Origin of the sequence: Kitasatospora sp. NPDC001527 (assembly GCF_040298605.1) — a bacterium.
Classification (GTDB): Bacteria; Actinomycetota; Actinomycetes; order Streptomycetales; family Streptomycetaceae; genus Kitasatospora.
Map to the genome: position 1 here is coordinate 171,004 of NZ_JBEPAM010000010.1, position 25,469 is coordinate 196,472.

Genomic DNA, 25,469 nt, shown 5'->3' on the forward strand with positions numbered 1-25,469 from the left:
GGCCGTCAACTCCGGCCGTCGCGAAGGCGAGCTGCCGCGACGGCGGTGGTGTACAGCTCGGTGGTCAGATCGCCTTCCGGCACTCCGAGACCGGCCAGCACCGCGCGGACGGCGGCGAGTGCGGCGGGCAGCTCGCGCTCGTCGGCCGCGGCCGTCTCGACCTCCAGGAACGCCCCGTCGAGCTCCGCCACCCGCACCAGGGTGGCGAGCATCCGGCGGCCCTCGCGCACGAAGCCGTAGTTCCGGCAGCGCTTCTCGAAGGCGAGGACGGGCCGGTGGCCGAGGCCGCGCACGATCGCGTGCGCGGCCTCGGCGTCGGCCACCCGCGTCTCGTACTCCGGCTTGGAGCCGGACGCCTCGTCCACCCGGGCGTCCTTGTACGTCAGCAGCACGGTACGGCCGCCGTCCGCACCGGTCACCTCGCGGATCCGCAACTCGCAGTCGTCGAGGGCAAGTTGATGGTCGGGCGTGTCGTAGTAGGTGTCCCGGTACAGCTCGGCGCGGCCCGGGCCGTACGCACGCTCCAAACGGCGCAACAGGGCGTCCGGTTCGCGCACGAGCGCCTTCAGTTCCGCCTCGATCACCGCGCGCCCCTTCCTCGCCGCCCGCGCACCGCCCACTGTGCCACGGGCCACGCTCAGCGCGAAGCGGCGGCCGAGGCCGAGGCTTCGGGGGCACCGGGGGCCTTGGACGCGCCGGCCGGGGTCCGCGCGGCGCCCGCCCCCGACGCGGTGCCCGGAGCGGAGGCAGTGCCCGAAGCGGCGGCGGCGCCCGGGACGGGGGCGAGGCCGGTGCAGCCGCGCAGGCCGTCGCGGCGCTTGAGGGCGGCCGTGGCGGCGGCCCCGGACTGCGGCACCGGCACGCCCTTGTCGTCGATGGTCGCCGGGGCGAACGTCTCGCCGAGCACCTTGCCGGCCGGGCTGACGGTCAGCGTGGTGACCCCGGTCTCGTTGGAGTTGGCGTAGTTGGAGGTGCCGTACCAGAGGAAGTTGCCGAAGCCGTACCCGATGTAGGTGTCCCCGAGCATGCCCGCGCCGAGCATGGTGTGCGCGTGGGTGCCGACCACGGCGGTCGCGCCCGCGGCGGCGAGCTTCTTGGCGACGGCGGTCTGCGCGCCGGTCGGGCAGGCCTTGCCCTCGTCGCCCCAGTGCAGGTAGACGAGCACCACCGGCGCCTGCCGCTTCGCCTCCCCGACCGCCTTGAGCAGGGCGGCGGTGTCCAGCGCCGAGGCGATGCCGGGCTTGTTCGCGCCGGCCCGCCACTTCTGGTTGGTGAGGTCCTCGACCTGGCTGGCCGCGACCAGCGCGACCTTCACGCCGCGCACGGTGGTGACGTACGGGGCGTACGCCTCCTCGGAGTTGCGGCCGAAGCCGACGACGGGGACGGGCGAGGAGGCCTTCGCGGCCAGGGTGTCGGCCAGGCCGTCGGCGCCGAAGTCGACGGCGTGGTTGTTGGCGAGCGAGACGACGTCGACGCCGGAGTCCTTGAGCGCGGTGAGCGCCTTGGGCGAGGTGCGGAAGGTGTACGTCTTCGGCTCGGGGGCGCCGCGTCCGGTGATCGCGGTCTCCAGGTTGAGCACGGCCAGGTCGGCGGCGGAGAGGGTCTTGGCGATCGGGCCGAGCGCGGCCTCGGGCGGCTGCACGGCGAGCCGGGCCTCGGTGCGGCCCTCGAAGTGGACGTCCCCGGCGAACGCCACGGTGATGCTGCCGTCGGGGCGCGGCGCCGCGCCGTCGCCGGACGCCTCGCCCCCGGGGGTGGCGGAGCCGTCGCCGGGCGAGGCCTTCGCGGCGGCCGCGTCGGCGGCGGCCTCGGCGGACCTGGAGGCCTTCACGGCGGCCGGATCGGGGTCGTCCGGCCCGCAGGCGGCCACGGGTATCAGCCCGAGCAGCAGTGCGACGGCGGCCGGGGCACGGCGCATGTGTGTTCCCCCAAGGTCGATCCGGAAGCGGTCAGCCTACGCCACTCCCCCGCCGCCTCTTCGCCTCGTGGCCGCGAACAACACCGGTCCGTCGCCGGGCGTTCGACCGCCCGCGGGCCGGCCGGGGGCGGCTCCGGCCGGCCCCGTTTCGGCCCGCCCGTCCCTACCCGGCGGCCCCTCCTGGCCGTCCCGTCCCTGGCGCGGCGCCCGGACGGCGCGCAGCGTGGGAAGGGTGGAGGTCTCCGCGAGCGCGCGGGGCGGCGACGCAGGCGGGCGGTGTGGGCCATGACGGGCAACGGGACCAAGGGCGCCGAACGGCGGATCGTGGTCGGGATCGACGGCTCGGCGCCCTCGAAGGCGGCGCTGCGCTGGGCGGTCGGGCAGGCGGTGCTGACCGGGGCGACGGTGCACGCGGTGGCCGCGTGGGAGTACCCGTCGCTGTACGGGTGGTTCGCGCCGATGGTGGACGACGGCTTCGAGCAGTCGGCGCGCCGGACGCTGACGGCCGAGGTGAACGAGGTGATCGGCGCGCAGCGGCCGGTGCCGGTCGAGGAGAGCCTGGTACTGGGGCACGCGGCCGAGGTGCTGCTGGAGGCGTCCGGGGACGCCGACCTGCTGGTGGTCGGCCACCGGGGGCGCGGGACCTTCGCCCGGACACTGCTGGGGTCGGTGAGCGCGCGCTGCGCCGTGCACGGGTCGTGCCCGGTGGTGATCGTCCGGGCGGACGGCAGCACGCTCACACCCGAAGCACGCGCGGCGAGTACGGCGGGCACGGCGGCCCGGGCGACCGGAACGACGACGACCGGCGGCACGGCGGCCGGCCGCGGGGAGCCGGTCGTCCGCACCAAGGACTGGCAGCTGAGCCTGCACGTGGTCGAGGACGGCGACACCACCCGGGTGCACGCGGTGCTCGACGCCGACGGCGCCGTGCTGCACAGCGACGCCCTCGCCCGCCGCAACCCGAACGACCCCCCGGCGCCGGTGGTGGGCGACGAGTTCGCGGTCGGCCGGGCCCTGATCGACCTCGGCCACCAACTGCTCCGCGCGGGCATCCACGGGGCCACGGGGCCGGCGGAGGAGTGACATCCTGACGACCGGAGGACAGGATGACGATCGACCTTCCACGATCGACTGCCCCGGCCGACGCCTGACAGCTGACAGCTGACAGATTTCAGATAACAGATGACGGATAACAGATGACAGATTCTGTCAGCCCAACTCCGGGCCCCCACCCGGCCCCCGCACCCGACTTCACCCCCGCCCAGCGCGCCCGCGGCCGCGCGCTGCGCCGCGCCCAGCTCCCGTGGGCGCTCGGCGGACGGCTCACCGGCCTGGCGCTGACCCTGGTCCTCGGCCTGACGCCGGCCGGCGCCGGGCTGGTGTCGGCGGCCGGCGGCCGGTTCGGCGGCTCGCGGACGGCGGAGGTGCTCGCCGGGGCCGCCGCGCTGGTGCTGCTCGGGCAGCTGGCGCAACTGCCCTTCGGGGCGGGTGCCCGGTCCGTGCGGGCCCGGTTCGGCCTGGTCACCCAGGGCTGGGCCGGCTGGGCGCTGGACGCCCTGCGCGGGCTGGCGCTGACGCTGGTCCTCGCCCTGCCGGTGGCCTTCGGCCTGTACGCGCTCACCGACCGCTCGCCGGAGTACTGGTGGCTGCCGGCGGCGGGCGCGGCCGCGCTGCTGACCGCCGCGCTCTCCTTCCTCTACCCGCTGCTGGTCGAGCCGGTCTTCAACCGCTTCACGCCGATGGAGCCGGGCCCGCTGCGCGAGGCCCTGCTGGAGCTGGCCGACCGGGACGGCGTCCGGGTGCGGGACGTCCTGGTCGCGGACGCCTCGCGCCGCACGACGGCGCTCAACGCGTACGTGTCGGGCCTGGGCGCGACGCGGCGGATCGTCGCCTACGACACGCTGCTGTCCACGGCCGCTCCGCGCGAGGTGGAGCTGGTGGTGGCGCACGAGCTGGGGCACGTCAAGCACCGGGACGTACTGACCGGCACGGTGCTGGGCGCGGTGGGCGCGGCCGTCGTGGTGGCGCTGCTGGGCCTGCTCTCGGGCTGGGACGCCCTGCTGTCGGCGGCGGGCGCGACGGACGCGGCCGATCCTCGGTCGATGCCGCTGCTGGCGGCCGGCGCCGCGCTGCTGGGCGCGCTGTCCGGCCCGCTGCAGTGCGCGGTGAGCCGCCGGGTGGAGACCCGCGCGGACCGGCACGCCCTCGAACTGACCGGGGACACCGAGCAGTTCATCGCGATGCAGCGCAGGCTGGCGGTGACCAACGTGTCCGACGTCGACCCGCCGCGGCTGCTGGAGCTGCTGTTCGCCACCCACCCGAGCGCCACCCGCCGGATCGCCGCCGCCCGCGCCTGGCGGCCCCGCCGTCCCACTGCACCCGAAGTCGTTGTATAGTGCAACGATAGTCCACGAAACCCCGAGGCCCCGAGGAGGTGGGTCGCCGTGTCCGACCGCGAGACGTCGATCGACACCATCCAGCGCGAGCTGACCGCCTTCGCCCGCCGCGCCCGCCACAAGGCGTCCCAGCTGCACCCGGACCTCTCGCTGGTCACCTACAGCATCCTGGACCTCATCACCGAGCGCGGCGGCTGCCGGGCCGCCGATGTCGCCGCGTACTTCATGCTCGACAAGTCCACGGTCAGCCGCCAGGTCACCGCCCTGGAGAAGCTCGGGCTGCTGCGCCGCGAGACCGACCCGGAGGACCAGCGCGGGCAGATCCTGCTCGCCACCGACGCCGGGCTGACCCTGCTGCGCGAGGCCAACCAGCAGCGGCGGCTCTCCTTCACCGCCCGGTTCACCGACTGGTCGGACGAGGACGTCTCCCGGTTCGCCGACTACCTGGCCCGCTACGGCGCGGAGGGCTGACCGCCGCACCGCCCGGCCGCGCCGAAGCCCCACCTGCCTCGAAGCCCCACCCCGCCGAAGCCCGCCCGCCCCGGGGTGCGGCGGGCCACCCGGACGGTGTACAGAGGAGAGGTGCCACTTCGGCAGCCTCCCCGCCCGCGGCACCCCCGCGCGGGGCACCCCGACGACCGGCGTTCCCCCGACCGCCGTCGTTCCCGGCGGCCCGACCGCCGGGCGCTGACGGCGGTACCGCTCGCGCTGATCGTGCTGATCACGGTGGTCGACGTGCTCGCCCCGCCGGACATCCACCTGGGCCCGCTGCTGATCGTCGCCCCCGCCCTCACCGCCTCCCTCGCCGGCGCCCGCGCCACCGCCGCCGTCGCCCTGCTGTCGATCGCCGCGCTGACCGTCATCGGCGTCCTGCGCGACGGCGTCACCACGGCCAACCACGAGACCCAGCTCGGCGCCCTGCTCGCCGTCTCGGCCCTCATCGTCGGCCTGCGCGCGCTGCGCGACCGCCACGAACGCGAACTCGCGCAGGTCCGCTCGGTCTCCGAGGCGGCGCAGCGCGTGCTGCTGCGCCCGCTGCCCGACCGGATCGGCCCGCTGCACCTCGCCTCCGTCTACCTGGCCGCCGAGGCCGAGGCGCAGGTCGGCGGCGACCTCTACGCGGCGGCCCGCACCACCGCCGGCACCCGGCTGCTGATCGGCGACGTGCGCGGCAAGGGCCTGGCCTCGCTCGGGGACGCCGCGCTGCTGCTGGGCGCGTTCCGGGCCGCCGCGCACCTGCACGCCGACCTGCCCGGCCTGGTCGGCTACCTCGACGGCAGCATCGCCTGGGACCTCGCCCAGCTCGCCCAACAGCAGGCCGAGCAGCGGGCCCGGGAGCAGCCCCGGCTCCCCCTCCCGCTCCCCCTCCCGCTCCCGCTCCCCCTCCCACTGCCGTCCCGGCTGCGGCCGGGCCCGCGCCCGCCGCCGCTCGACGGGACGCCGGCCATCGGCGCCGCCGCCCCCGCCGAAGCGGGCGACACGGACCCGGACGACAGCGGCGAGTCGTTCATCACCGCCCTCGTCCTGGACATCCCGGACGACGAGGCGGTGGTCCGGCTGGTCGACTGCGGCCACCCGCCGCCGCTGCTGCTGCACGGGGACGTGGTCTCCACCCTGGAGCCCGGCCGCACCGCGCCCCCGCTCGGCCTCGGCGAACTGGCCCCGGGGCCGTACACGGTGGAGGAGTTCCCGCTCCTGCCCGGCGACCGGCTGCTGGTCTACACCGACGGCGTGATCGAGGCCCGTGACGCCGGACGGCGGTTCTACCCCCTGGCCGAGCGGGTCGCCGAACGGGCCGCCGCCCACCCCGCCGAGCGCCCGGCCGCCCTGCTGCAGCACCTGCGCCGCGACCTGGTCGCGTACGTCGGCGGACGGCTGGACGACGACGCGGCCATGGTCGTGGTGGAACGCCTCGGCTGAGCCCGGCGGAGGCCGACGGGGGCCGGCAGAGGCCGGCAGAGGCCCTCAGGGCGGGCTCACGGCTTGTAGGGCAGCTGCGGCACGTCGAAGCAGGTGGTGGTCATGGACTCCACCTGGGTGACCCAGCCGCCGCGCCCGCCCTCGGCCGAGTCCTGCCAGCGGGCCGCGTTCAGGCAGGCCCGGGTGGGCCCGGTCGGCGGCGGCCTCGGGACGAAGTCGGCGGGCAGCAGCAGCCCGTGCGCGTCGTAGGGCTCGGGGCGGTTCATGAACCGTTCCACGCAGGCCCGGGTGAGCTCCGCGCCGCAGGAGTCCATCGCGTCGGCGAGCCACTGCGCGCCCGCCCAGCCCTCCAGTTCCCAGGCCGACAGCAGCGGCTCGCGGTCCGGGTAGGAGCGGGCCATCGCCGCGCGGAAGTCGGCCACCGCCGGGTGGCCGACGTCCTCGTAGTTGAGCGAGGACGAGGTGGCCCAGAGCGCGTTGCGGCAGGTGGGCGAGGCCTGGTAGTCGGTGCGCACGGACTCCGACCAGTTCTGCACATTGGTCACCTTGGCCGTGACGCGCACGCCGGCCTCGTCCAGGGAGCGGCAGAGCGCCGCGTTGCCCCGGGTGTCCATGGCGTCGAACAGCAGCTGTGAGCCGTCCGCCCGGACGGCCGCGGCCACCGCCTGGAAGTTCGGCAGCGCGAAGTCCACCGTCTGGGTGAGCACCCGGTAGCCCTCGGCCTCCAGGCCGGTGCGCAGCTGGGCGGCGTAGCGGGCGGAGTCGGCCTGGTTGTAGGCGACCACGGCGGCGCTGGTCGCGCCCAGCCGCTCCTTGAAGAAGCGGAACACCTCGGTGGACTGGTAGAGCGTGCCGTTCCAGCCGACGGCGTGCCCGTCGCGCGGCGCGGCGCTGCCGTAGATGCCGTACAGGTGCGGCCAGCGGTCGTACGCGGTGCCGATCGGCTGGCCGCCGACGTCGGGCACCGCCCTGCCGCTGACGTAGGGGGCGCCCGCGTAGTCGAGGACGCTGCCGGAGACGAGGGCGAAGACGTGCGACTGGTCGATCAGCCGGTGCACGCAGTCCTGGTTGCCGATGCCGCTGCCGCCGTCGTCGCAGGTGACGAGCTTGACGGTGCGGCCGTGCAGGCCGCCGTGGTCGTTGAGGGACTGGAAGAAGGCCTGGGCTCCGTAGCGGGGTCCGCTGAACACCTCGCTGCCGACCGGGCTGGTCAGCGAGGTGACGATGCCGATCCGGATCTCGGTCGGGGTGACTCCGGTGTCGGAGGCCGGGTTGCCGTTCCCCGCCCCGGTGGCGCCCGCCGTGGTGGGGCGGGCGCCGAAGGCGCTCGGCGGCAGCCGGCTCCCGCAACCGGCCGCCGCGGCGAGCAGCGCGAGGGCGAGGGCGAGGGCGAGCGCCCGGACGGCGGTGGCGGGGGTCAGCCGCATCCGGGGACCGGGGTGCCGGTGGCACCGCCGGCCTGGACCAGCAGGCCGCAGAGGGTCGAGCGGGAGACCTTCCAGGTGCCGTTCTCCAGCACCGCCCGGCCGGTCGCGGCGGGCTCGACCACGCTGCCCTGGAGGGACAGCTCGTAGGTGACGGTGGCCTCGGTCGGGGAGGTGAACGCCACGTTCGTGACCCTGGCCTTCACCTGGCCGACCCGCGGGTCCTGGGCGAAGCCCTCCAGGACGGGGAGCAGCACGTCACCGTTCTGGAGCAGCGAGGCCTTCTCGGGGATCGGGGTGGTCGGGTCGAAGAACTTCTGCCAGTTGTCGGTGACCGCGGTGGTGGCCGCCGCCGGGTCGGCGGGCGCGGTCGCCCCGGGGCTCGGGGTCCCGGTCTCCGTGGCCGTCGCGGTCGCGGTCGTGGTGGCGGTCGTGGTCGCGGTGCCGGTCGCCGTGGCCGTCGTGGTCGCGGCGGGCGGCGAGGGGCTCGCCGTCGAGGACTCCGACCCGCTGCTGCCGCAGGCCGCCACCGTGCCCACCACCAGCAGCAGCGCGAGCAGGGCGCCCGCCGACCGCGGGACGGGGCCGCCGAGCCGACGGGTACCGCTCTGGCTCACGTGCATGGTGTCCCTCGCTCCGGATGCTGTTCCAGGCCGTTCCTGGAAACGTCGCAGGTGACACCATCAAGGCGGATCCATGGACGAATCGCAATCCGGGCGACGGAGCACCGCGAACCGCGCGAAGGGCGCGGTGGCCCGCGCGCTGCGCTCGGCGCGGGAGGGCGGCGGGTGGGCCGGCTGGGCGCTGGTCGCGGTGGGCGCGGTGCTCTGCGTGCTGGGCTGGTACGGCGTGTCCGGCGAGCGCTTCGTCGAGCAGCAGGTCCCGTACCTGGCCTCGGCGACCGTCCCGGGTGCGGCGCTGATCGTGGCGGGCGCCGTCCTGGCCGCCCTGCGCCCGCCCGGGCGAACGCGCACGCCCACACCCACGCCCACGCCCACGGACCGCCGGATCGCGCACCTGTACGCCCTGCTCGTCGAGCCCGCCGACACCGAGGGCACCGCCGGCACCGCCGACGCCGAGGGCAGCGCGGTCACGGCGGACGGCGAAGAGCCCGCCGGCCCCCCGCTGGCCGTCCCCGGGGGCACGCTCTACCACCGCCCGGACTGCCCGCTGGTGGCGGGCAAGCCCGCCGCCGCCCCGGTCGACGCGGCCGCCGTCCGGGACCGCGGGCTCACCCCCTGCCGGCTCTGCGACCCGGATCCGCCCGGCGGCAACCCCGCCGGCCCCACCACCCGTCCGGGCGATCCCCGCCCGCCGACCGGCTGAGGCGGCCGGCCCATGAGCACCCTCCACGCCGCCGCCCTCCACTCCGTCGGCCTCCACCCCGCCGCCCTCCACTCCGTCGGCCTCGACTCGGCCGGCCTCACCGTCGACCTCGCCCTCGCCGGGCTGACCGTCGGCAGCGCCGCCGCGCTCAGCGGCATCGGCCTTGTCGTCTGCCACCGCGCCACCGGCGTGCTCAACCTCGCCCAGGGCGCGCAGGCCATGCTGGTCGCCTACCTGCTGCGGGACCTGGTCGTCGAGCGGCAGTGGCCCGTCTGGCCGGCCGTCGCGTGCTGCCTGCTGCTGGTGGCGCCCGCGCTCGGGGTGCTGCTGGACGTGCTGGTGTACCGGCCGCTGCAGCGGCGCGGCGCGGGAGCGGCCGAGACGATGGTGGCCGGACTCGGCGTGTTCGTGCTGCTCATCGGGGTGGTGGTGCTGGTGTGGGGCGCCGCGCCGGTGGGCGGGGCGCCCTCGCCGTTCGGCGGGGGGCCGCTCGTGCTGCCCGGCGGGCACACGCTGCGCCCGGACACGGTGGCGCAGTTGGCCGCGATCCTGGTGCTCGCCCTGACGGTCGGGGCGACCACCCGGTTCACGCCGTTCGGCCTGCGGCTGCGGGCGGTGGTGGACGACCGGCGGCTCGCCGAGCTGGCCGGGGTGGACGCCGACCGGGTGTCGGCGGCCGGGTGGGCGTTCGGCTCGTTCACCGCCGGGCTGGTCGGCATCGCGCTCGCGCCGTACCTGCTGCTCGACCCGTACGGGCTGCCGCTGCTGGTGATGGAGACGATGGCCGTCGCGGTGGCGGCCCGGCTGCGCAGCATCCCGGTCGCGGTGGTGACCGGGCTGGGGCTGGGCGTGCTGCAGGCGGAGCTGACCCGGTTCCGGCCGGCCGGGCAGCTGCTGCCGCTGGTGCAGGCGGTGCAGGCGAACCTGTTCGTGGTGGCGCTGCTGGTCGCCGCGCTGCTGGCCGGCCCCGGGCTCACCGGCGGGCGCGGCGGCGTGGACGTCCCGCCGGCGCGGGCCCGCGGCGGGCGGGGCGGCCGGGCGGCGCGGGCGGTCTGCCTGGTGCTGCTCCTGCTGCCGCTGGGCTTTCGCGGCAACGACCTGCGCGGCGCGCTGCTGGTGCCGGCGCTGGCGCTGGTGCTGCTGTCGATCGTGGTGGTGACGGGGTACGGCGGGCAGATCTCGCTCGGCCAGGCCGGGTACGCGGGGCTGGGGGCGCTCGGGACGGCGCTGCTGATGTCGGGGCGGGTCCCCGGTCTGCCCGCCCTGCCGGCCGCGCCGGCGCTGCTGTTCGCCGTGCTGGTCACCGCGCCGCTCGGGCTGCTCACCGGCTGGCCGGCCATCCGGCGGCGCGGCCTGGCGCTGGCGCTGGTGACCTTCGCGGTCGGGACGACGCTGAGCCGCTTCGTCTTCCAGCAGCCGTACGCCACCACCGGGCTGGTCCTGGACCGGCCGGCGTTCCTGGCCGGCGACCGCGCCTTCTACCTCGCCGAACTGCTGCTGCTCGGTCTGGGCGCGGCCGTGGTGCGGGCGCTGCACGGCGGGCGCACCGGCCGGGCGCTGAGCGCGCTGCGCGACCACGAGCCGGGGGCCGCGGCGGCGGGGGTGAACGTGCCGGGGCTCAAGCTGTTCGCCTTCGTGGCGGGCGCGGCGCTGGCGGCGCTCGGCGGCGGTCTGATGGGCATGGCCGGTCGCGCCTTCGACCCGGCGGCGTTCGACCCGGTGCGCGGGCTGCTCTGGTTCGCGGCCGTGGTCGTCGCGGGTGCCGACAGCGCGCTCGCCGCCGTGCTGGCGGCGGCGCTGATCACCGGACTGGACGCGGGCACGGTGGCGGGGGTGTCGGCGGTCGCGGTCGGTGCGCTGGCGGCCGCGATCGGGCGGCTGCCGGGTGGTCTGGCCGGCCTCGCCACGGCCGGGGCGGCCCGGGCCGGCGCCCCGCCGCCCACGCCACCGCCGCCGCCCTCGTCGGCCGGGCCCACCGGCCGGCTGACCCCGGCGGGGCGGCGGGTGCGGGCGCTGATCGCCGCCCGCCGGGCGTCCGGCGGGCAGGCCGGGCCGTGACCGGGCCCCGTCCGCGCTCCGCACCGCCGGCCGCCCGGCTGACGGCGCGCGGGGTGGTGCGCCGCTACGGCGGGATCGAGGCGGTGGCCGGGGTCGACCTGGTCGCGGCGCCGGGGCGGGTGACGGGGCTGATCGGGCCGAACGGCGCGGGGAAGAGCACGCTGTTCGACTGCCTCGCCGGGACCGCCCGCCCGGACGCGGGCCGGGTGCTGCTCGGCGGCCGGGACGTCACCCGCCTGCCGGTGCACGCGCGGGTGCGGCTCGGGCTGGCCCGCACGTTCCAGCAGATCGCCGTGTTCCCGACGCTGTCGGTGGCGGACAACGTGCGGGTCGGCGCCGAGCAGCGGCCCGGCAGGGCCGGGGACCGTACGGCCCGCGCGCTCGCCGTGTTCGGGCTGGAGGCGGTGGCGGCGGAGCCGGCCGGCGGGCAGCCGACGGGCGTGCTGCGGCTGGTCGAGCTGGCGCGGGCGCTGGCCGGCGGGCCGCGCGTCCTGCTGCTGGACGAGCCGGCGGCGGGCCTGGACACCGCGCAGACCGCCCGGCTGCTCACCGTTCTGCGCGGCTTGGCCGACGACGGCATGGCCCTGGTGCTGGTCGAGCACGATCCCGACCTGGTCTCCGAACTCGCCGACACCGTCTACGCGATGGCCGACGGCCGGGTGGTCGCCGCCGGCCCGACGGCGGCGGTGCTGGCCGACCCGCGGGTGGTCCGGGCCTGGGGCCGGTGAGGACGCCCATGTCCGCCGAAGTCGCCCTGCTGGCCGTGCGGGTGCGCTACGGCCCGCTGGAGGCCCTGCACGGGGTGGACCTGGCCGTGCCGTCCGGCGGGGTGACGGTGCTGCTCGGCCGCAACGGCTCCGGCCGCACCAGCGTGCTGCACGCGCTGGCGGGGCTGGTGCGCCCGGCCGCCGGGCGGGTGGTGTGGCGGGGGCGGGACGTCACCGCGCTCGGCGTGCACCAGCGGGTGCGGCTCGGCCTCGCGCTGGTGCCGGCCGAGCGCGCCGTGTTCCCCTCGCTCACCGTCGCCGAGCACCTCGCCCTCGCCGCCCCCACCCGGGGCGGCCCGGCGCGGGGCGGCCCGGCGCGCGAGGCGCTGGCGCTGTTCCCCGAACTCGCCGCGCTGCTGCCCCGCCCGGCCGGCACGCTCTCCGGCGGCCAGCAGCAACTCGTCGCCGTGGCCAGGGCGTTGACCACCGCACCGACCCTGCTGCTGCTCGACGAGCCGGACCGGGGGCTGGCCCCGGCCGTCGCCGCCCGGCTGCACGCGCACCTGCTGTCCTCGTCCGCCGCCACCGGCCGGACCGTGGTGCTGACCGCGCAGACCCTCCCGCCCGCTCTCGCCCCCGCGGCCGCCGTGCACGTCCTGCACCGCGGCGAGCTCACCTTCTCCGGGGAGCCCGCCGAGACGGGAACACCCCCGGACGCGCCGCGGTGATCGCCTCCCCGGCGCGGGGCGGGCCGCTCGACGACAGAAGGGTCCGCGGCAGGCTTCGTGGCGCCTGCCGCGGACCCTCACCCCCCGGGGACCGGCCCCTACAGCGCCCGCGCGTCCGTGGCGAGCGCCTCGGCGACGGGGAGGTTGGGCTGGGGGTGGGTCAGCAGGTGCATGCCGGCCGCCAGGGCGCCGCCGATCAGCGGGGCGAGCAGGAACAGCCACAGCTGGGAGAGCGCCGGGCCGCCCGCGAACAGGGCCGGGCCCAGGCTGCGGGCCGGGTTCACCGAGGTGCCGGTGAGCGGGATGCCGACCAGGTGGACGACGACCAGCGCCATGCCGATCGGCAGGCCGTCGAAGCCGGTGACGGCGAGCCGGTGGGTGACGGCGAGGACGACGTAGACCAGCAGGAAGGTCAGCACGACCTCGGTGAGGAAGGCGCCGCCGGCGTTGATGTGGACCGCGGAGCGGTCACCCCAGCCGTTGGTGCCGAGCTTGCCGTGCGTCTCCAGGCCCGGGACCTGCTTGGCGAGCAGCAGCACCAGGGCCGCGCCCGCTATGCCGCCGAGCACCTGGGCGACCCAGTACGACACCGCGGTGCGGCCGTCGATCCGGCGGGCGAGCAGGAAGCCGAGCGTCACCGCCGGGTTCACGTGGCAGCCGGAGATCGGCCCGAGCGCGTAGGCGAGCGCGAGGAGCACGAAGCCGAACGCGAGCGCGATGCCCACCGAGCCGATGGCGTCCCCCGCCAGTACCGCCGCGCCCACCGCCAGCAGCACCAGCAACAGCGTTCCGAGGAATTCGCCGACCACCGCGCGCCTGTCCAGCCTGTCCATCCGGGTCCTCCAGACCTCGTCCGTACGGACGGCCTGGCGCCGCCCGCACACCCGGTCGGCCCAGCGTCCGCGGGAGCGGGCGCAGGGTCGACCGACCGGGTGATCCCCGTGATCACGGGGGTTCCGAGCGTTGAAGTATTCCAAAGGAGTGAAAATCGGACCAATCGGCTCTTAGTTCACGATCAGGACGATCTTGCCCCTCAGGTGGCCGCGCGCGCTCTCGGCCTGCGCCTCGGCGGCCTGAGCCAGCGGCAGAACCCGGTGCAGCGGCAGCGTCAGAGCGCCCGCCGCGAACAGGCCGAGCGCGCCGTGCAGCGCCGGACGGTCGTAGGTGGCGGTCGCCTCGCCGCCGGTGAAACGGACCCCGTGCTGCTCGGCGCCCTGCCAGTCGGCGATGGTCAGCACCCGCTCGGCGCCGCCCGCCAGCTCGACCGACAGCGGCAGGACGCCGGTCCCGGCCGCGTCCAGCACCCGGTCCACGCCCCCGGGCGCGAGGGCGCGGACCCGCTCGGCCAGCCCCGCGCCGTACGTCACCGGCACGGCACCCAGCTCGCGCAGGTACGCGTGGTTGGCCTCGCTCGCGGTGCCGATCACCCGGATCCCCCGGGCCCGCGCGAACTGCAGCAGCAGCGTGCCGACGCCGCCCGCCGCCCCGTGCACCAGCAGCGTGTGGCCGGGCTCGGCGCCCAGCAGGTCCAGCGAGCGCCAGGCGGTCTCGGCGGCCGCCGGGACCGCCGCGGCCTGCGCCCAGCCGAGCGCGGCCGGCTTGCGGACCAGCCGGTCCGCCCGCGCCAGGACGTACTCCGCGTACCCGCCGCCGTGCACCGCGCCGAGCACCTCGTCGCCGGCCCGCCACTCGGTGACGTCCGGGCCGACCGACTCCACCACGCCCGCGACCTCGTAGCCGGGGACGGCGGGGAAGGCGACCGGGAACAGCGCGGTCAGCGAGCCGGACCGCACCTTGTGGTCGAGCGGGTTGACGCCGACGGCGCGCACGGTGATCCGCACCTGCCCGGGGCCGGGCGCGGGCAGTTCGATCCCGATCGGCCGCAGGACGTCCACCCCGCCGAACTCGGAGAAGCCGATCGCCTTGGCCGGGAGGGTGCGGGTGTCCGAGGGGTTGCTCATGGGAATGCCCACCGTTCCTTCGTTCCGGGGGAGTTCGGCGACCGCCGCGCTCCCGGTGACGGCTCCAGCCTGGTACCGGCGGCGGGGTCGGGCGCCCAGCCGTTCGGACGGTTCCACCCGGCCGTTCGGCCAGGCCGGCGGGGAGCGGCGCACACTACGCTGGTCGCCATGACGGAGCGGCCGCGCGGCGACGACGGGAACGGCGCCAACGACAGGGACGGCGCCGGCGACGGGCCGGCGGGGCCCGGCGGGTGGTCCTGGGACGACCCGGAGGGTGCCCTGGCCCTCACCGCCGAGGTGCTGCGCACACCCCGGGCGAGGCTGATGCCGAGGATCTCCGAGGTGCTCGCCGGACTCGTCCCGCACATCGCGCTGGCCCAGCTGAGCGGGATCTGCACGCACACCCCCGCGAGCGCCTCCGGCGCCGAGGAGCTGTCCGCGCGGATCACCGGCGCCGAACTGGCCCGGCTCGCGAGGGAGGTGACGCCCGGCCGCCCCTGGCAGGGCGAGGCGGTGCTCGGCGGGCGCCCGCGCCCGGCGGTCGCCGTGGCGGCGGCGCCGCCCGGCACCGACGGCGCGCTGCTGGTGCTGGTCCGGGCGCGGACCGTGGCGGGGCCGGGCCGTCCCCCGGCGCCGCTGCCCGAGCGGCCGCTGCGCGTGCTGCAACAGCTCTGGGAGCTGCTGGCCACGCACTCCCACCACCGGGCCGTGGACGCCGCACCGGCGCAGGCCGCCGCCTCGCGCGCCTCGGCGAGCGCCCGGGCGCGGGCCATCGCCGAACTCGGCGGCGCCCACGCCTCCGCCCTCTCCGCGATCCTCGCGCCGCTGCGCTCCGCCGCCCTGGACGACGCCACCGCCCGGCGCACCGCCACCGAGCTGGCCGTGACCGCGCTGCTCGACCTGCGCGGCGCCGCCGACCTCGACCGCGAGCTGAGCGAGGAACCGGCCGCCACCGCCTTCGCCCGGCTCGCCGACGCGCTCCGGCCGCTGCTGCGGCACAGCCCGGTCCGGCTGGACCTGCTGGCCCCGGCCGAGGGGGACCGCTCGGTGCCCGCCGACACCGCGCACGCCGCCCGCGCCGCCGTGCGCTCCGCCGTGCTCGCCATGCTGGAGCAGGACGGCCTGGGCCGGCTGCACGTGCGCTGGCAGTTCATCGGCAACGGCCTGCGCGCGGTCGTCCGGGACGACGGCCCCGGCCTGCTGGGCGCCGACGCGCTGGCCGTCCACCGCACCGCCGACCGGATCGCCGCCCTGGCCGGCGCCCTGACGGTCGACGCCGTCCCGGGCTGGGGCACCACGGTGACCGTCGACCTGCCGCTGGCCGCCCCCGAGACGGACGGCGCGGGCCCGGCCGACCCGCTGGAGGGCCTGCACCCGCGGGAGCTGGAGGTCCTGGACCAGCTCGCCCGGGGCCGGCGCAACCGCGAGATCGCCCACGCCCTGCACATCAGCGAGTCCACGGTGAAGTTCCACGTCGCCAACATCCTGGCCAAGCTCGGCGTCGCCTCCCGGGGCGAGGCCGCGGCCCTCGCCCACCGCGCCGGCCTGCCCTCCACCGCGCACCCGGCCGCCGCCCTGCACGCCGCCTCCTGACCCGCGACCGCCCCGCGTGCGGCGCCCCGTGCCCTCAGGGGCGGGCGGCGGTGGCGACGGCGCAGAGGGGGCCCGGGCGGGCGCACGGCTCGGGCAGGTGGGGCGAGAACCGCGCGGCCGGAATCACCGGGCCGGGCGAGGACCGGTCGGCGGGTCGTCCCGCCCGCCGCCGAGCAGGAGCGTCACGGCGCCCCGGCCACCTCCGGCGCCGCCCGGAGGGCCGCCGCCACGCGCCGCCACCGCTTCACCGACGGACCCGCCCTCACGCCTCCCCCTCCCCCTTCGCGCTCTTCGGGCGGCTGCGGGCACGCAGGTGGAGGCGCTCGCCCTGCTTGCCGAAGAGGCTGAGGACCTCGACGTCCCCCGCGCCGGTGGAGCCGAACCAGTGCGGGTTCTGGCAGTCGAACTCGGCCGCCTCGCCCGGGGCGAGGACGACGTCGTGCTCGCCGAGCAGCAGCCGCAGACGACCGGAGAGCACGTAGAGCCACTCGTGGCCGGTGTGGGTGGCGAGCGAGGGGGTCTGCTGGGCCGCCGGGATGGTGATCTTGAACGCCCGGGGCTCGGTGCGGTGGCGGGAGAGCGGGACGAAGACCCGCCCGTCGGCCCGCCCCGGGTGCTGGTGGACGCGCGGGTCCTGCACGCGCGGGGCGGCGACGATCTCGTCCAGCGGGACGCCGAGGGCAGCGGCGATCGGCAGCAGGAGTTCCAGGCTGGGCTTGCGCTGCTCGGACTCCAGCCGCGACAGCGTGCTCTTGGAGATGCCGGTGGCCTGGCCGAGGTCGGCCAGGGACATGTCCTTGCGCTCGCGCAGGCGGCGCAGCCGGGGGCCGATCTGGCGCAGGGTGGCGGCGATCTCGGGGTTGGCGTCCTGGTCCATGCGCCCGATCGAACCAGGCCGTCCCGGTTGCGGCAACGCGGCCTCCCGCTCTGGCCCGGCACGGTGGGCAGCCCGGGGCCGTACTCCGTGGCCGCCGCACGGCGCGACGGCAACACCTCGTGGAACGTCCTGGTCAGCGGGGGCGCGGTGGAGGGCTGTCACATCCGGGCGGGCCGCGTCGTCTCCCTGTCGACAGCGTTCGCGGCCGGCCCGGCCGTGGACGGACGAACAGGGAGGACCCGGACATGGCGCGACGGCTCACCATCATCGGCGGGGGCTTCGGCGGTCTGACGGCGGCGATCTCGGCGGCCGAGGCCGGCGCCGAGGTGACGCTCCACGAGGCGCACCGGCGGCTCGGCGGCCGGGCCCGCACCACGCGGGCGCCGTACCGGGCCAACGAGGGGCCGCACGCCTTCTACCGGCGCGGCCCGCACTGGGCGTGGCTGCGGCAGCGCGGGCTGGTCGGCCCGCTCGCCCGGATCCCGCTGGGCGCGCTGCTGCGCACCCGCTACCTCCTCGACGACCGCCCGCGCGCCCTGCCGCCGCTGGCGCTGTCCCGGCTGGCGGCCCGCCGGGACGCGCCGGTCGGCCGGACCTTCCTGGGCTGGGCGAGCGAGGTGGCGGGCGAGCGCACGGCCCGCGCGGCGGCCAGCTTCGCGGCCGTCGCGACCTTCCACCACGATCCGGGGCTGCTGTCGGCGGCGTTCACCCAGGAGCGGTTGCGCCGGGCCGCGAGCCTGCCGCCGGAGGCGGTGTACCCGGTGGGCGGCTGGCAGTCGGTGATCGACCGGATGACCGCCCGGGCCCGGGAGCTGGGCGTGCGGATCGAGACCGGCTCCCGGCTGGAGGCGCTGCCGCCGAGCAACAACCCGATCGTCGTCGCGACCTCCCTGGAGTCGGCGCGCCAGCTGCTCGGCGATCCGACCCTGTGCGGGGAGAGCGGCCGGACGCTGCTGCTGGACGTGGCCCTGCGGTCGCGGCGCGGTGACGCCTTCTTCGTCTCGGACCTCGACCGCACCGGCTGGGTGGAGCGCTTCACCACCCAGGACGACAGTCTGGCCCCGGCCGGCGAGCAGCTCGTCCAGGCCCAACTGCCGCTGGCTCCGGCGGAGTCGAGGGAGTCCGGGCTGGCCAGGGCGGAGCACCTGCTGGACCTGGGCTTCCCGGGCTGGGCCGAGCGTGTGCTGTGGCGCCGCAGCGCCGTGGCCGCCGGCCGCACCGGCGCCGTGGACCGGCCCGGCACCACCTGGCGCGACCGGCCGGCCGTCGACCGCGGCGACGACGTCTACCTCGTCGGCGACCAGGTCGCCGCGCCGGGCGTGCTGAGCGAGGTCTCCTTCGCCAGCGCCCTCGAAGCCGTCTCCCTCGCCCTCGCCCGCCACTCCCCCCACCGCCTCCCCCGCTCCCGCACCGGCTCCGCCCGCTGAACGGCCCCGCGACGCCTCCACGCGCCGACGGCCCGCCCCGCTACGCGCCGGCGGAGCCGGTCCGCAGGACGGCGTGGTCGCCGTGGGGGCCGTAGAGGTGGAGGATCTCGACGGCCTCGGCACCGGCGGGGCCGAACCAGTGGGGTTCGGCGGTGTCGAACTCGGCGGCCTCGCCCGGGCGGAGGGTGAGGTCGCGGTCCCCGACGAGCAGGCGCAGCTCCCCCGCGAGGACGTACAGCCACTCGTAGCCGGCGTGGCTGACGAGCCTGGGTTCGCGCGGGGCGAGGACCTGCTTGAAGACCTGCACCCGCCCCGGGTACTGGGTGAGCGGGACGAGCACGCTGCCGGAGTCGCGGTGGCGGGGGCGCAGATGGAGGCGGGGGTCGCCGGTGGCGGGGGCGGCGATCAGGTGGTCCAGGGCGACGCGGTGGGCGCGGGCGAGCGGGATGAGCAGGTCGAGGGTGGGGCGGCGGTGGCCGGACTCCAGGCGGGAGAGGGTGCTCACCGAGATGCCGGTCGCCGCGCCGAGGGCGTCCAGGGTGAGGCCGCGGCCCAGGCGCAGCGCGCGCAGCCGGGGCCCGATCGCGGCGATGGTCCGCGCGACGTCGTCGATCCCGACGTCGTCGGGCCCGACGGGCTCGGCCGTCACGGGCTCGGTCGTCACGGGCTCGGTCGCGGTGGGGTCGCTCGCGACGGGCCCGGTCGCGGTGGGGTCGGCGTCCATGGGGCCGATTCTGCCTCCCGCCGACCGGTTTGCGGTTTCCGCAAGGACGCTGGGCCGCCGCCCCCGCCCGGCCCCAGCATGGGCGCGCCGTGACCACGAACCGACCGGAAGGCCGCCCCATGAGCAGCACCACCGCGACGGCGACGACCGCGCCGCCCCCCGCGCCCCTCCTCGACGCCCGCCGGCGCTGGACCGTGCTCGCCGTCTGCGCGCTGAGCCTGTTCCTGGTCGGCCTGGACACCACGATCGTCAACGTCGGCCTGCCCGCGATCGGACGCGGCCTGCACGTGGGCACCCGCGGTCTGGAGTGGATCGTGGACGCCTACACCGTCGTCCTCGCCGGCCTGCTGATCACGGCCGGCGCGCTCGCCGACCGCTTCGGGCGCCGCCGGGTCTTCCAGTGCGGCCTGCTGGTGTTCGGCCTCGCCTCCCTCGGCTGCGCGCTCGCGCCGTCGACGGGCGTGCTGGTCGCGGCGCGCGCCCTGCAGGGGGTGGGCGCGTCGATGCTCAGCCCGGTGGCGCTGGCGATCGTGGTGAACGCGATGCCCGACCCCCGGGAGCGGGCCCGCGCGATCGGCGTGTGGGCGTCGGTGTTCGGGCTGAGCATGGCGGCCGGGCCGGTGACCGGCGGGGCGCTGGTCGCGGCGTTCGGCTGGCGGTCGGTGTTCTGGGTGAACGTGCCGGTGGTGGTTCTCGCCGTGGTGCTGAGCGCGCTGGTCGTGCCGGAGTCCCGCGCGCCGCGCGCCCGCCGGCTCGACCTGCCGGGCCAGGTCCTGCTCATCGCGGCGGTGGCGGCGGCGGTGGCCGTGCTGATCGAGGGACCGCGGCTCGGCTGGGCCTCGCCGTGGGTGCTCGCCGGGTGCGCGCTGGCGGCGGCGGCCGGCGCCGGCTTCGTCCTGGCCGAGCGCCGCCGGGCCGAACCGCTGATGGACCTCGGGCTCTTCCGGCGGCCGGTGTTCGGCACGGCCGTGCTGGGCGCGGTGGCGGTGTTCGTCGCGCTGACGGTGAGTCTGCTGCTCACCACCTTCCAGCTGCAGCACGGCCGGGGGTGGACGCCGCTCGCCGCCGGGCTGGCCGCGCTGCCGATGGCACTGGGGGCGACGGTGTGCGCGCCGCTGTCCGGGGTGCTGGTGAGCCGGGGCGGGCCGCGCCGGCCGCTGCTGCTCGCGGCCTGGTCCACCGCGGCCGGCGGCGCGCTCCTGCTGCTGCGCACCTTCCTGTCCGGCGGCGCGGCCGACGTGCCGCTGCTGCTGGCCGCCAACCTCCTGCTCGGCACCGGTTTCGGCTTCGCCAACGCGCCGATCACCAACACCGCCGTGGGCGGCCTGCCGGCCGAGCGCGCGGGGGTGGCCGGGGCGATCACCTCGACGGCCCGCCAGCTCGGGTCGGCCGTCGGCATCGCGGTCGCCGGCGGCCTGGTCGCGGGCACGGGCCCGGCCGGGCTCACCGCGGCCTCCCGCCCGGGCTGGCTGGTGGTCACGGCCTGCGGCCTGTTCCTGCTGCTGGTCGCCCGCGCCGCCCGTCAGCGCCCCTGAGCACCCCCGAGGGGGCCGCCCCGGTGGTGCCCCGGCCGAGAACAAGCGCCGGCGCCGGTCTCCCCCCAGATTCGTGGGGTGGAAAGGGCACCGGGGCGCACCCGAGGATTCCGGTGGTCACGCCAGGACCACGCCCCCTACCGGAGGGACCTCCTCATGACGCCTTCCCCCTCGCGCCGGCGCACCGCCCTCACCGCGGGGACGGCCGCCCTCGTCGCCGTCGCCGGGCTGGGCCTCACCGCCGCCCCCGCCCAGGCCGACCCGCCGCCGCGCGCCACTGGTGCCTCGGCATCGACCGCGGCATGGCCGAGGACGGCAACTGGCTGCTCGACGAGCCGTGCAACTACTCGCAGAGCGAGATGTTCTTCATCCGGAAGATGCCGGGCACCAACCTGAGTTCGGTCTGGGTCAGGCACAGCAACCGCTGGCTCTCGGTGGACGGCGCCACCTCCGGATCCCACGTCGTCCAGACCTCCTTCAAGGCCGACCTGTTCGAGTTCCAGAAGCTCTGGTAGCCGCTCGCACGAGCATCCGCGGGTCCTCCCGGCGGCGCACGGCCGCCGGGAGGACCGGCCCCGCCGCTACTCCTGCGGCGGGGCCACCGTCGTGGGGGACCCGCCGGTCAGCTTGAGCAGTTCCTCGTACGTCATCGGCACCACGGTGTGCGGGTGCCCGGCGGCGGCCCACAGCACCTCGTGGCCGGCGAGGGCGGTGTCGACGACGGTGCGCAGCGGGGCCGGGTGACCGACGGGGGCGACCCCGCCGATGGCCTGGCCGGTGGCCTCGCGGACCTGGGCGGCGCTCGCCCGGGTGATCGGGCCGGTGCCCAGTTCCCGGGCGAGGTGCCCGGTGTCGACGCGGTGGGCGCCGCTGGTCATGACGAGCAGGGGCGCGCCGTCGCAGACGAAGACCAGGCTGCTGGCGATGGCGCCGGCCTCGCAGCCGAGGGCGGCGGCCGCCTCGGCGGCGGTGCGGGCGGAGTCGGGCAGGACGCGGATCTCCCCGGGCAGGCCGGCCTCGGCGAGCGCGTCGGCGACCGCCCGGCTGCGGGCGGGCAGGGTGCTGTCGTCGGTCATCGCCCCATCCTGCCGCACGTCGGGGGCGTGCGCGCCGCCGGGGCGGGGCCGTGAACCCCGTGCTTCGGCGATGTCAAGGACCTGTGTGTGCACCGCCCGAAGATCGAACGGGCTTTCACTCCTAACACACCGTATGACTAGTATCGCCTCGTCATAAAGCCCGTGCCCCGGTCGGTGCGGCCCTCACCGGGCCGGCCGCCAGCCCCAAGGAGTCAGCTCTGCGCGCGCGTGCGAATCGGCGGCCCCCGACGCCGAAGGCCCCCCGCAGGCGTCGTCCGCGCCTGTCACTGCGGACGGCACTGCTCGTCCTCGCCCTCGTCCCCAGCATCGCGCTGGCCGTCCTGTGGGCGGTCACCAGCGGTGTGACCTTCCTCGACTTCCTGCGTCAGGCGGACCAGGGCCTGCTCGCCCAGAAGGCGGGACAGCCGTCCAACATCGTCTACTACAACCTCCAGGAGGAGCGCCGGCTCAGCGCCGAGACGCTCGCCCGGCCCGGCACCGTCACCGAGCAGCTGCAACGCCAGCGCAAGCTCACCGACGAGGCCGTGCAGAAGTTCCAGGCCCTCTCCAAGGAGACCGCCGGCAGCGCGCCCGCCGAGGTGCTCACGGCCGTCGCCGAGGCCCGGCGCGCGATGGAGCGCCTGGGCGAACAGCGGGCCGCCGTCGACAAGGGCACCGCCGACCAGCAGAGCGTCTACACGTACTACACCGACCTGATCGCCGTGGACCTGCGGCTGTTCACCGCGCTCAGCCACGTCGACAACGGCGAGGTCACCTGGATCTCCAAGACCCTGGTCAACTCCTTCTGGGCGAAGGAGATGCTGGCCCGCGAGGACGCGATCCTCGCCCGCGGCTGGCCGTCCGGCAAGCTCAGCGCCTCCGACTACCAGCTCGTCCAGCAGGCGATCGGCGCCCAGGACCACCTCTTCACCGTCCAGGTCGTCCCCTACCTGCCGGAGGGCGAACGGGGTGCCTGGTCGGAGCTGCTGAGCGGCTCCGCGTGGCAGGCCAAGGCCTCCGTGGAGCAGGCCCTCACCCGCCCGGCCGCCGCCGCCGACGCGACCGGCACCGTCCGGCTCCCGCAGCTGCAGGACCAGTGGCGCCAGGCCGTCGACCAGGTCAACCCGCAGCTGGTGAAGCTCCTGGAGACCCGCACCGACGGCGTGGTCGAGGTCGGCAAGGGCTCGTTCCTCTCGCTGCTCACCCGGGTCGCGCTGACCGCCGTGATCGGCCTGGTCGCGCTGATCGCGGTGGTCGTCACCAGCTGGCGGCTGACCCGCTCGCTGCGCCGCCGGATCAGGGACCTGCAGAACCAGGCGCAGGAGCTGGAGCGCACCCTGCCGGAGGTCGTCGAGCGCCTCGCCCGCGGCGAGCAGGTCGACGTCGAGGCGGAGAGCCGGGCGATCACCGCCGGGGCGCACGCCCGCGGCGGCGACGAACTCGCCCAGCTCGGGCAGTCGATGAACCTCGCCCGCACCTCCGCGCTGGAGACCGCCGTCCGGCAGGCCGAGCAGCACCGCGGCTTCGAGCGGCTGCTGCAGCGCATCGCCCGCCGCACCCAGCTGCTGATCGGCCAGCAGCTGCGCAAGCTGGACGCCCTGGAGCGCCGGCACGAGGACCCGGAGGTGCTGGAGGGTCTGTTCGACCTCGACCACCTGACCGCCCGTCTGCGCCGCTACGAGGAGAACCTGGTCATCATGGCCGGCGGCCAGCCGCAGCGGAAGTGGCGCAAGCCGGTGCCGCTGCTGGACGTGCTGCGCTCGGCGCAGGGCGAGGTGCAGGAGTACCGCCGGATCGTGCTGGACGTCGAGGGCCACCCGTGGCTCTCCGAGCGGGCGGTCGGACCGGTCGCCCACGTGGTCGCCGAGCTGATGGAGAACGCGGCGAGCTTCTCGAAGCCGCCCACGCCGGTCGACGTGCGGGCAGCCGTCGTCGGGCGCGGGCTCGCCATCGAGATCGAGGACCGCGGCCTGGGCATGGACCTGGAGCAGTACGACGCGGCCAACGCGCTGATGGCCGCCGCGCTCGCCGACGACCCGCCGCGCACCGACATGCTGGCGCGCGGCGACGACATCCGCCTCGGCTTCCACGTGGTGGGCCGGCTGGCGGCCGCGATCGGCCTGCAGATCGAGTTCCGCCCGTCGGCCTTCGGCGGGACCAGGGTGGTCGTGCTCGTCCCCGGCGAGTACGTGCTGGGCGGCGGCGACGGCCTGCCGGACGGCGGCGCGGTCACCCCGATCCCGCTCGCCCGGCGCCAGCGGCCCGAGCAGCGCAAGGAGCCCGCGCCGCTCGCCTCGGTGACCGAGATGCCCTCGGCCGCGGCCGGCCCGGCGTCCTCGCCGGTCGTCGCGGTGGACGAGGCCGAGGAGCGCGCGGCCCGCGCGGGGACCGCGGCCGACCCGGACCCGGCGGGCGCCGACTGGTTCACCCCCGGCACCCACCAGACGCCGGCCCAGGCCTTCGCCCACGTCGAGTACGTGCCGCCGTCGGACGACGAGGTCTTCGGGGTACCGCCCCGCGACGGTCAGGACGACCACCTCGACGACGGGTTCGGCGACGACTTCGGTGACGGCTTCCGCGACGGCCGGGGCGGCGGCTTCGGCGACGGCTTCGCCCACGGCGACGCGGACGGCTACCTGTACCCGCTCGCGGGGCACGGCGCGCCCGGCGAGGTCCACGGCTACGTCCCCCCGGCGCACGGCGGCCCCGCCCAGCCCGGCTACGACGACCCCGCCTACCCGGACATCGCCTACGCGACGGTGACACCCGCCGAGGCCCCGTACGCCGACGAGCAGTACCGGCCCGCCGACCACTACCGGCTGGCCGAGCGGCGGCGCGAGGACGGCACCGCGGACCGGCCGGCCGCCGCCCCGGCGGCCCCGGCCGCACCGCCGGCGGGCTCCCAGCCGCCGCTGCCGCAGCGGGTCCGGCAGGCCAGCCTGGCCGCCGAGCTGCGCGTCCCCCCGGCACCCCGGCCCCCCTATGCCGGGACCGCCGGGAACCCCGGGAGCACCGGGAACCCCGCCGACACCGGCGGCACCGGCGGCGCCAGCCCCGGAACCACCGCGGGCCCGTTCCAGCGCCCGCCGCGCCGCTCGGGCGCCACGGTCGGCGCCTTCCAGCGCCAGTCCCGGGCCGCCCGCGGCCTCGGCGCCGCCGAGCCCGGCAGCACGCCCGCCACCGACCCCACCGACCCCGCCGGCCCCGAGCGCACCGCCGCGGACCAGGCCGCCGCGCACCGCGGCCTGCCGCCCGGCCAGGCCTCCCCCGCGGCCGTCGCCGACCCCCCGACTCCCGCGCCGGGTCCCTCCCCCTGGGCCCTCCCGGCCGCGGACCCCCGAACCACGAGGACGGAAGACCAGTCATGAACCGCACCATCGCCACCCACCAGGACCTCGACTGGCTGCTGGACGGACTCGTCGACACGGTGCCCGGGACGAGAAGCGCCGTACTGCTCTCCGACGACGGCCTGGTGGTCAGCCACTCGCGCTCCATCGACCGCGCCGACGCCGAGCGCCTGGCGGCCGTCGCCACCGGCCAGCAGAGCCTCGCCCGGGGCATCGGCCAGCTGTTCGACGGCGGCCCGGTGCACCAGGTGATCATCGAGCTGGCCGAGCTCTGGCTGTTCGTCATCGCCGCCGCCCGGGGCACCCACCTCGCGGTGGTCGCCGACCAGGAGGTGGACGCCGAGGTGATGTCGGTGGCCATGCACCAGCTCGTCCAGCAGGTCGGCCAGAAGCTCAGCACGCCGGTCCGCAGCGAGTTCGACGCCTTCGCCGCCAGGAACCGGGGGTGACGC

General features: G+C 76.9%; 23 protein-coding genes. 14 read left to right on the forward strand and 9 right to left on the reverse strand.

What is annotated here, in order from left to right:
• Positions 1 to 5: 5 nt before the first annotated feature.
• Both cyaB and ABT238_RS13725 read right to left on the reverse strand, forming a co-directional pair.
• On the reverse strand, positions 6 to 584 hold the full coding sequence (gene cyaB / locus ABT238_RS13720) for a class IV adenylate cyclase (RefSeq protein ID WP_350757433.1): 579 nt from the start codon (positions 582 to 584) through the stop codon (positions 6 to 8).
• 53 nt (positions 585 to 637) lie between these two features.
• Complete coding sequence (locus ABT238_RS13725) at positions 638 to 1,918, reverse strand: CapA family protein (RefSeq protein WP_350757436.1); 1,281 nt, start codon at positions 1,916 to 1,918, stop codon at positions 638 to 640.
• 285 nt (positions 1,919 to 2,203) lie between these two features.
• Here ABT238_RS13725 and ABT238_RS13730 point away from each other — a divergent pair, with 285 nt between their 5' ends.
• The 4 genes from ABT238_RS13730 (at position 2,204) to ABT238_RS13745 (ending at position 6,234) form a co-directional block, all read left to right on the forward strand.
• Positions 2,204 to 3,001, forward strand: a complete 798-nt coding sequence (locus ABT238_RS13730) for a universal stress protein (protein WP_350569819.1) — start codon at positions 2,204 to 2,206, stop codon at positions 2,999 to 3,001.
• A gap of 113 nt (positions 3,002 to 3,114) precedes the next feature.
• A complete protein-coding gene (locus tag ABT238_RS13735) occupies positions 3,115 to 4,314 on the forward strand; it encodes a M48 family metalloprotease (RefSeq protein WP_350757439.1) in 1,200 nt (399 codons plus the stop codon).
• 48 nt (positions 4,315 to 4,362) lie between these two features.
• Entirely contained in the window at positions 4,363 to 4,785 is a 423-nt protein-coding gene (locus tag ABT238_RS13740; RefSeq protein ID WP_350569822.1) for a MarR family winged helix-turn-helix transcriptional regulator, read from the forward strand.
• 111 nt (positions 4,786 to 4,896) lie between these two features.
• Positions 4,897 to 6,234 carry a PP2C family protein-serine/threonine phosphatase gene (locus ABT238_RS13745; RefSeq protein WP_350569823.1) on the forward strand — a complete coding sequence of 446 codons (1,338 nt, stop codon included), beginning with the start codon at positions 4,897 to 4,899 and terminating at the stop codon, positions 6,232 to 6,234.
• Between the two features lie 56 nt (positions 6,235 to 6,290).
• On the opposite strand, the gene ABT238_RS13750 is transcribed toward ABT238_RS13745, so the two are convergent.
• Both ABT238_RS13750 and ABT238_RS13755 read right to left on the reverse strand, forming a co-directional pair.
• Positions 6,291 to 7,661 (reverse strand): ABC transporter substrate-binding protein, encoded by a 1,371-nt coding sequence (locus tag ABT238_RS13750; protein ID WP_350569824.1) that lies wholly within the window; start codon positions 7,659 to 7,661, stop codon positions 6,291 to 6,293.
• A complete protein-coding gene (locus ABT238_RS13755; RefSeq protein WP_350757442.1) occupies positions 7,652 to 8,275 on the reverse strand; it encodes an MTB12 C-terminal domain-containing protein in 624 nt (207 codons plus the stop codon). The genes ABT238_RS13750 and ABT238_RS13755 overlap by 10 nt, the downstream gene beginning before the upstream one ends.
• A gap of 79 nt (positions 8,276 to 8,354) precedes the next feature.
• Between ABT238_RS13755 and ABT238_RS13760 the strand changes: the two genes are divergently transcribed.
• From ABT238_RS13760 to ABT238_RS13775, 4 genes are read left to right on the forward strand one after another with little or no spacing between them, the layout of a single operon-like run.
• On the forward strand, positions 8,355 to 8,984 hold the full coding sequence (locus ABT238_RS13760; protein ID WP_350569826.1) for a hypothetical protein: 630 nt from the start codon (positions 8,355 to 8,357) through the stop codon (positions 8,982 to 8,984).
• 12 nt (positions 8,985 to 8,996) lie between these two features.
• Entirely contained in the window at positions 8,997 to 11,042 is a 2,046-nt protein-coding gene (locus ABT238_RS13765; protein WP_350757445.1) for an ABC transporter permease, read from the forward strand.
• A complete protein-coding gene (locus ABT238_RS13770) occupies positions 11,039 to 11,770 on the forward strand; it encodes an ABC transporter ATP-binding protein (RefSeq protein ID WP_350757447.1) in 732 nt (243 codons plus the stop codon). Before ABT238_RS13765 ends, ABT238_RS13770 begins: the two co-directional genes overlap by 4 nt.
• Before the next feature lie 8 nt (positions 11,771 to 11,778).
• Complete coding sequence (locus ABT238_RS13775; protein ID WP_350569831.1) at positions 11,779 to 12,477, forward strand: ATP-binding cassette domain-containing protein; 699 nt, start codon at positions 11,779 to 11,781, stop codon at positions 12,475 to 12,477.
• A gap of 98 nt (positions 12,478 to 12,575) precedes the next feature.
• On the opposite strand, the gene ABT238_RS13780 is transcribed toward ABT238_RS13775, so the two are convergent.
• A complete protein-coding gene (locus ABT238_RS13780; RefSeq protein ID WP_350569833.1) occupies positions 12,576 to 13,310 on the reverse strand; it encodes an MIP family channel protein in 735 nt (244 codons plus the stop codon).
• A gap of 171 nt (positions 13,311 to 13,481) precedes the next feature.
• The gene (locus ABT238_RS13785) at positions 13,482 to 14,438 is read right to left on the reverse strand and encodes an NADP-dependent oxidoreductase (RefSeq protein WP_350569835.1); all 957 of its coding nucleotides are present in this window, start codon (positions 14,436 to 14,438) and stop codon (positions 13,482 to 13,484) included.
• A gap of 168 nt (positions 14,439 to 14,606) precedes the next feature.
• Here ABT238_RS13785 and ABT238_RS13790 point away from each other — a divergent pair, with 168 nt between their 5' ends.
• Positions 14,607 to 16,031, forward strand: a complete 1,425-nt coding sequence (locus ABT238_RS13790) for a LuxR C-terminal-related transcriptional regulator (protein ID WP_350757450.1) — start codon at positions 14,607 to 14,609, stop codon at positions 16,029 to 16,031.
• 262 nt (positions 16,032 to 16,293) lie between these two features.
• Here ABT238_RS13790 and ABT238_RS13795 read toward each other — a convergent pair whose 3' ends face one another.
• Positions 16,294 to 16,908, reverse strand: a complete 615-nt coding sequence (locus tag ABT238_RS13795; protein ID WP_350569838.1) for a helix-turn-helix domain-containing protein — start codon at positions 16,906 to 16,908, stop codon at positions 16,294 to 16,296.
• A gap of 245 nt (positions 16,909 to 17,153) precedes the next feature.
• On the opposite strand from ABT238_RS13795, the gene ABT238_RS13800 reads away from it, so the two are divergent.
• On the forward strand, positions 17,154 to 18,335 hold the full coding sequence (locus tag ABT238_RS13800) for an NAD(P)-binding protein (RefSeq protein ID WP_350569840.1): 1,182 nt from the start codon (positions 17,154 to 17,156) through the stop codon (positions 18,333 to 18,335).
• 40 nt (positions 18,336 to 18,375) lie between these two features.
• Here ABT238_RS13800 and ABT238_RS13805 read toward each other — a convergent pair whose 3' ends face one another.
• A complete protein-coding gene (locus ABT238_RS13805) occupies positions 18,376 to 19,059 on the reverse strand; it encodes a helix-turn-helix domain-containing protein (RefSeq protein WP_350757453.1) in 684 nt (227 codons plus the stop codon).
• A 119-nt stretch (positions 19,060 to 19,178) separates the two neighbouring features.
• Here ABT238_RS13805 and ABT238_RS13810 point away from each other — a divergent pair, with 119 nt between their 5' ends.
• Together ABT238_RS13810 and ABT238_RS13815 are read left to right on the forward strand one after the other, a co-directional pair.
• Positions 19,179 to 20,594, forward strand: coding sequence for an MFS transporter (locus tag ABT238_RS13810; RefSeq protein WP_350569843.1), 1,416 nt, complete (start codon positions 19,179 to 19,181; stop codon positions 20,592 to 20,594).
• Between the two features lie 302 nt (positions 20,595 to 20,896).
• On the forward strand, positions 20,897 to 21,109 hold the full coding sequence (locus tag ABT238_RS13815) for a hypothetical protein (RefSeq protein ID WP_350569845.1): 213 nt from the start codon (positions 20,897 to 20,899) through the stop codon (positions 21,107 to 21,109).
• Between the two features lie 66 nt (positions 21,110 to 21,175).
• Here the strand turns inward: ABT238_RS13815 and ABT238_RS13820 are convergent, their stop codons facing one another.
• Positions 21,176 to 21,670, reverse strand: coding sequence for a YbaK/EbsC family protein (locus tag ABT238_RS13820; RefSeq protein ID WP_350757456.1), 495 nt, complete (start codon positions 21,668 to 21,670; stop codon positions 21,176 to 21,178).
• Positions 21,671 to 22,032: 362 nt separating this feature from the next.
• Between ABT238_RS13820 and ABT238_RS13825 the strand changes: the two genes are divergently transcribed.
• The gene (locus ABT238_RS13825) at positions 22,033 to 25,038 is read left to right on the forward strand and encodes a sensor histidine kinase (RefSeq protein ID WP_350757459.1); all 3,006 of its coding nucleotides are present in this window, start codon (positions 22,033 to 22,035) and stop codon (positions 25,036 to 25,038) included.
• Positions 25,035 to 25,466 carry a roadblock/LC7 domain-containing protein gene (locus ABT238_RS13830; RefSeq protein WP_350569851.1) on the forward strand — a complete coding sequence of 144 codons (432 nt, stop codon included), beginning with the start codon at positions 25,035 to 25,037 and terminating at the stop codon, positions 25,464 to 25,466. The genes ABT238_RS13825 and ABT238_RS13830 overlap by 4 nt, the downstream gene beginning before the upstream one ends.
• The last annotated feature ends 3 nt before the right edge of the window (positions 25,467 to 25,469 follow it).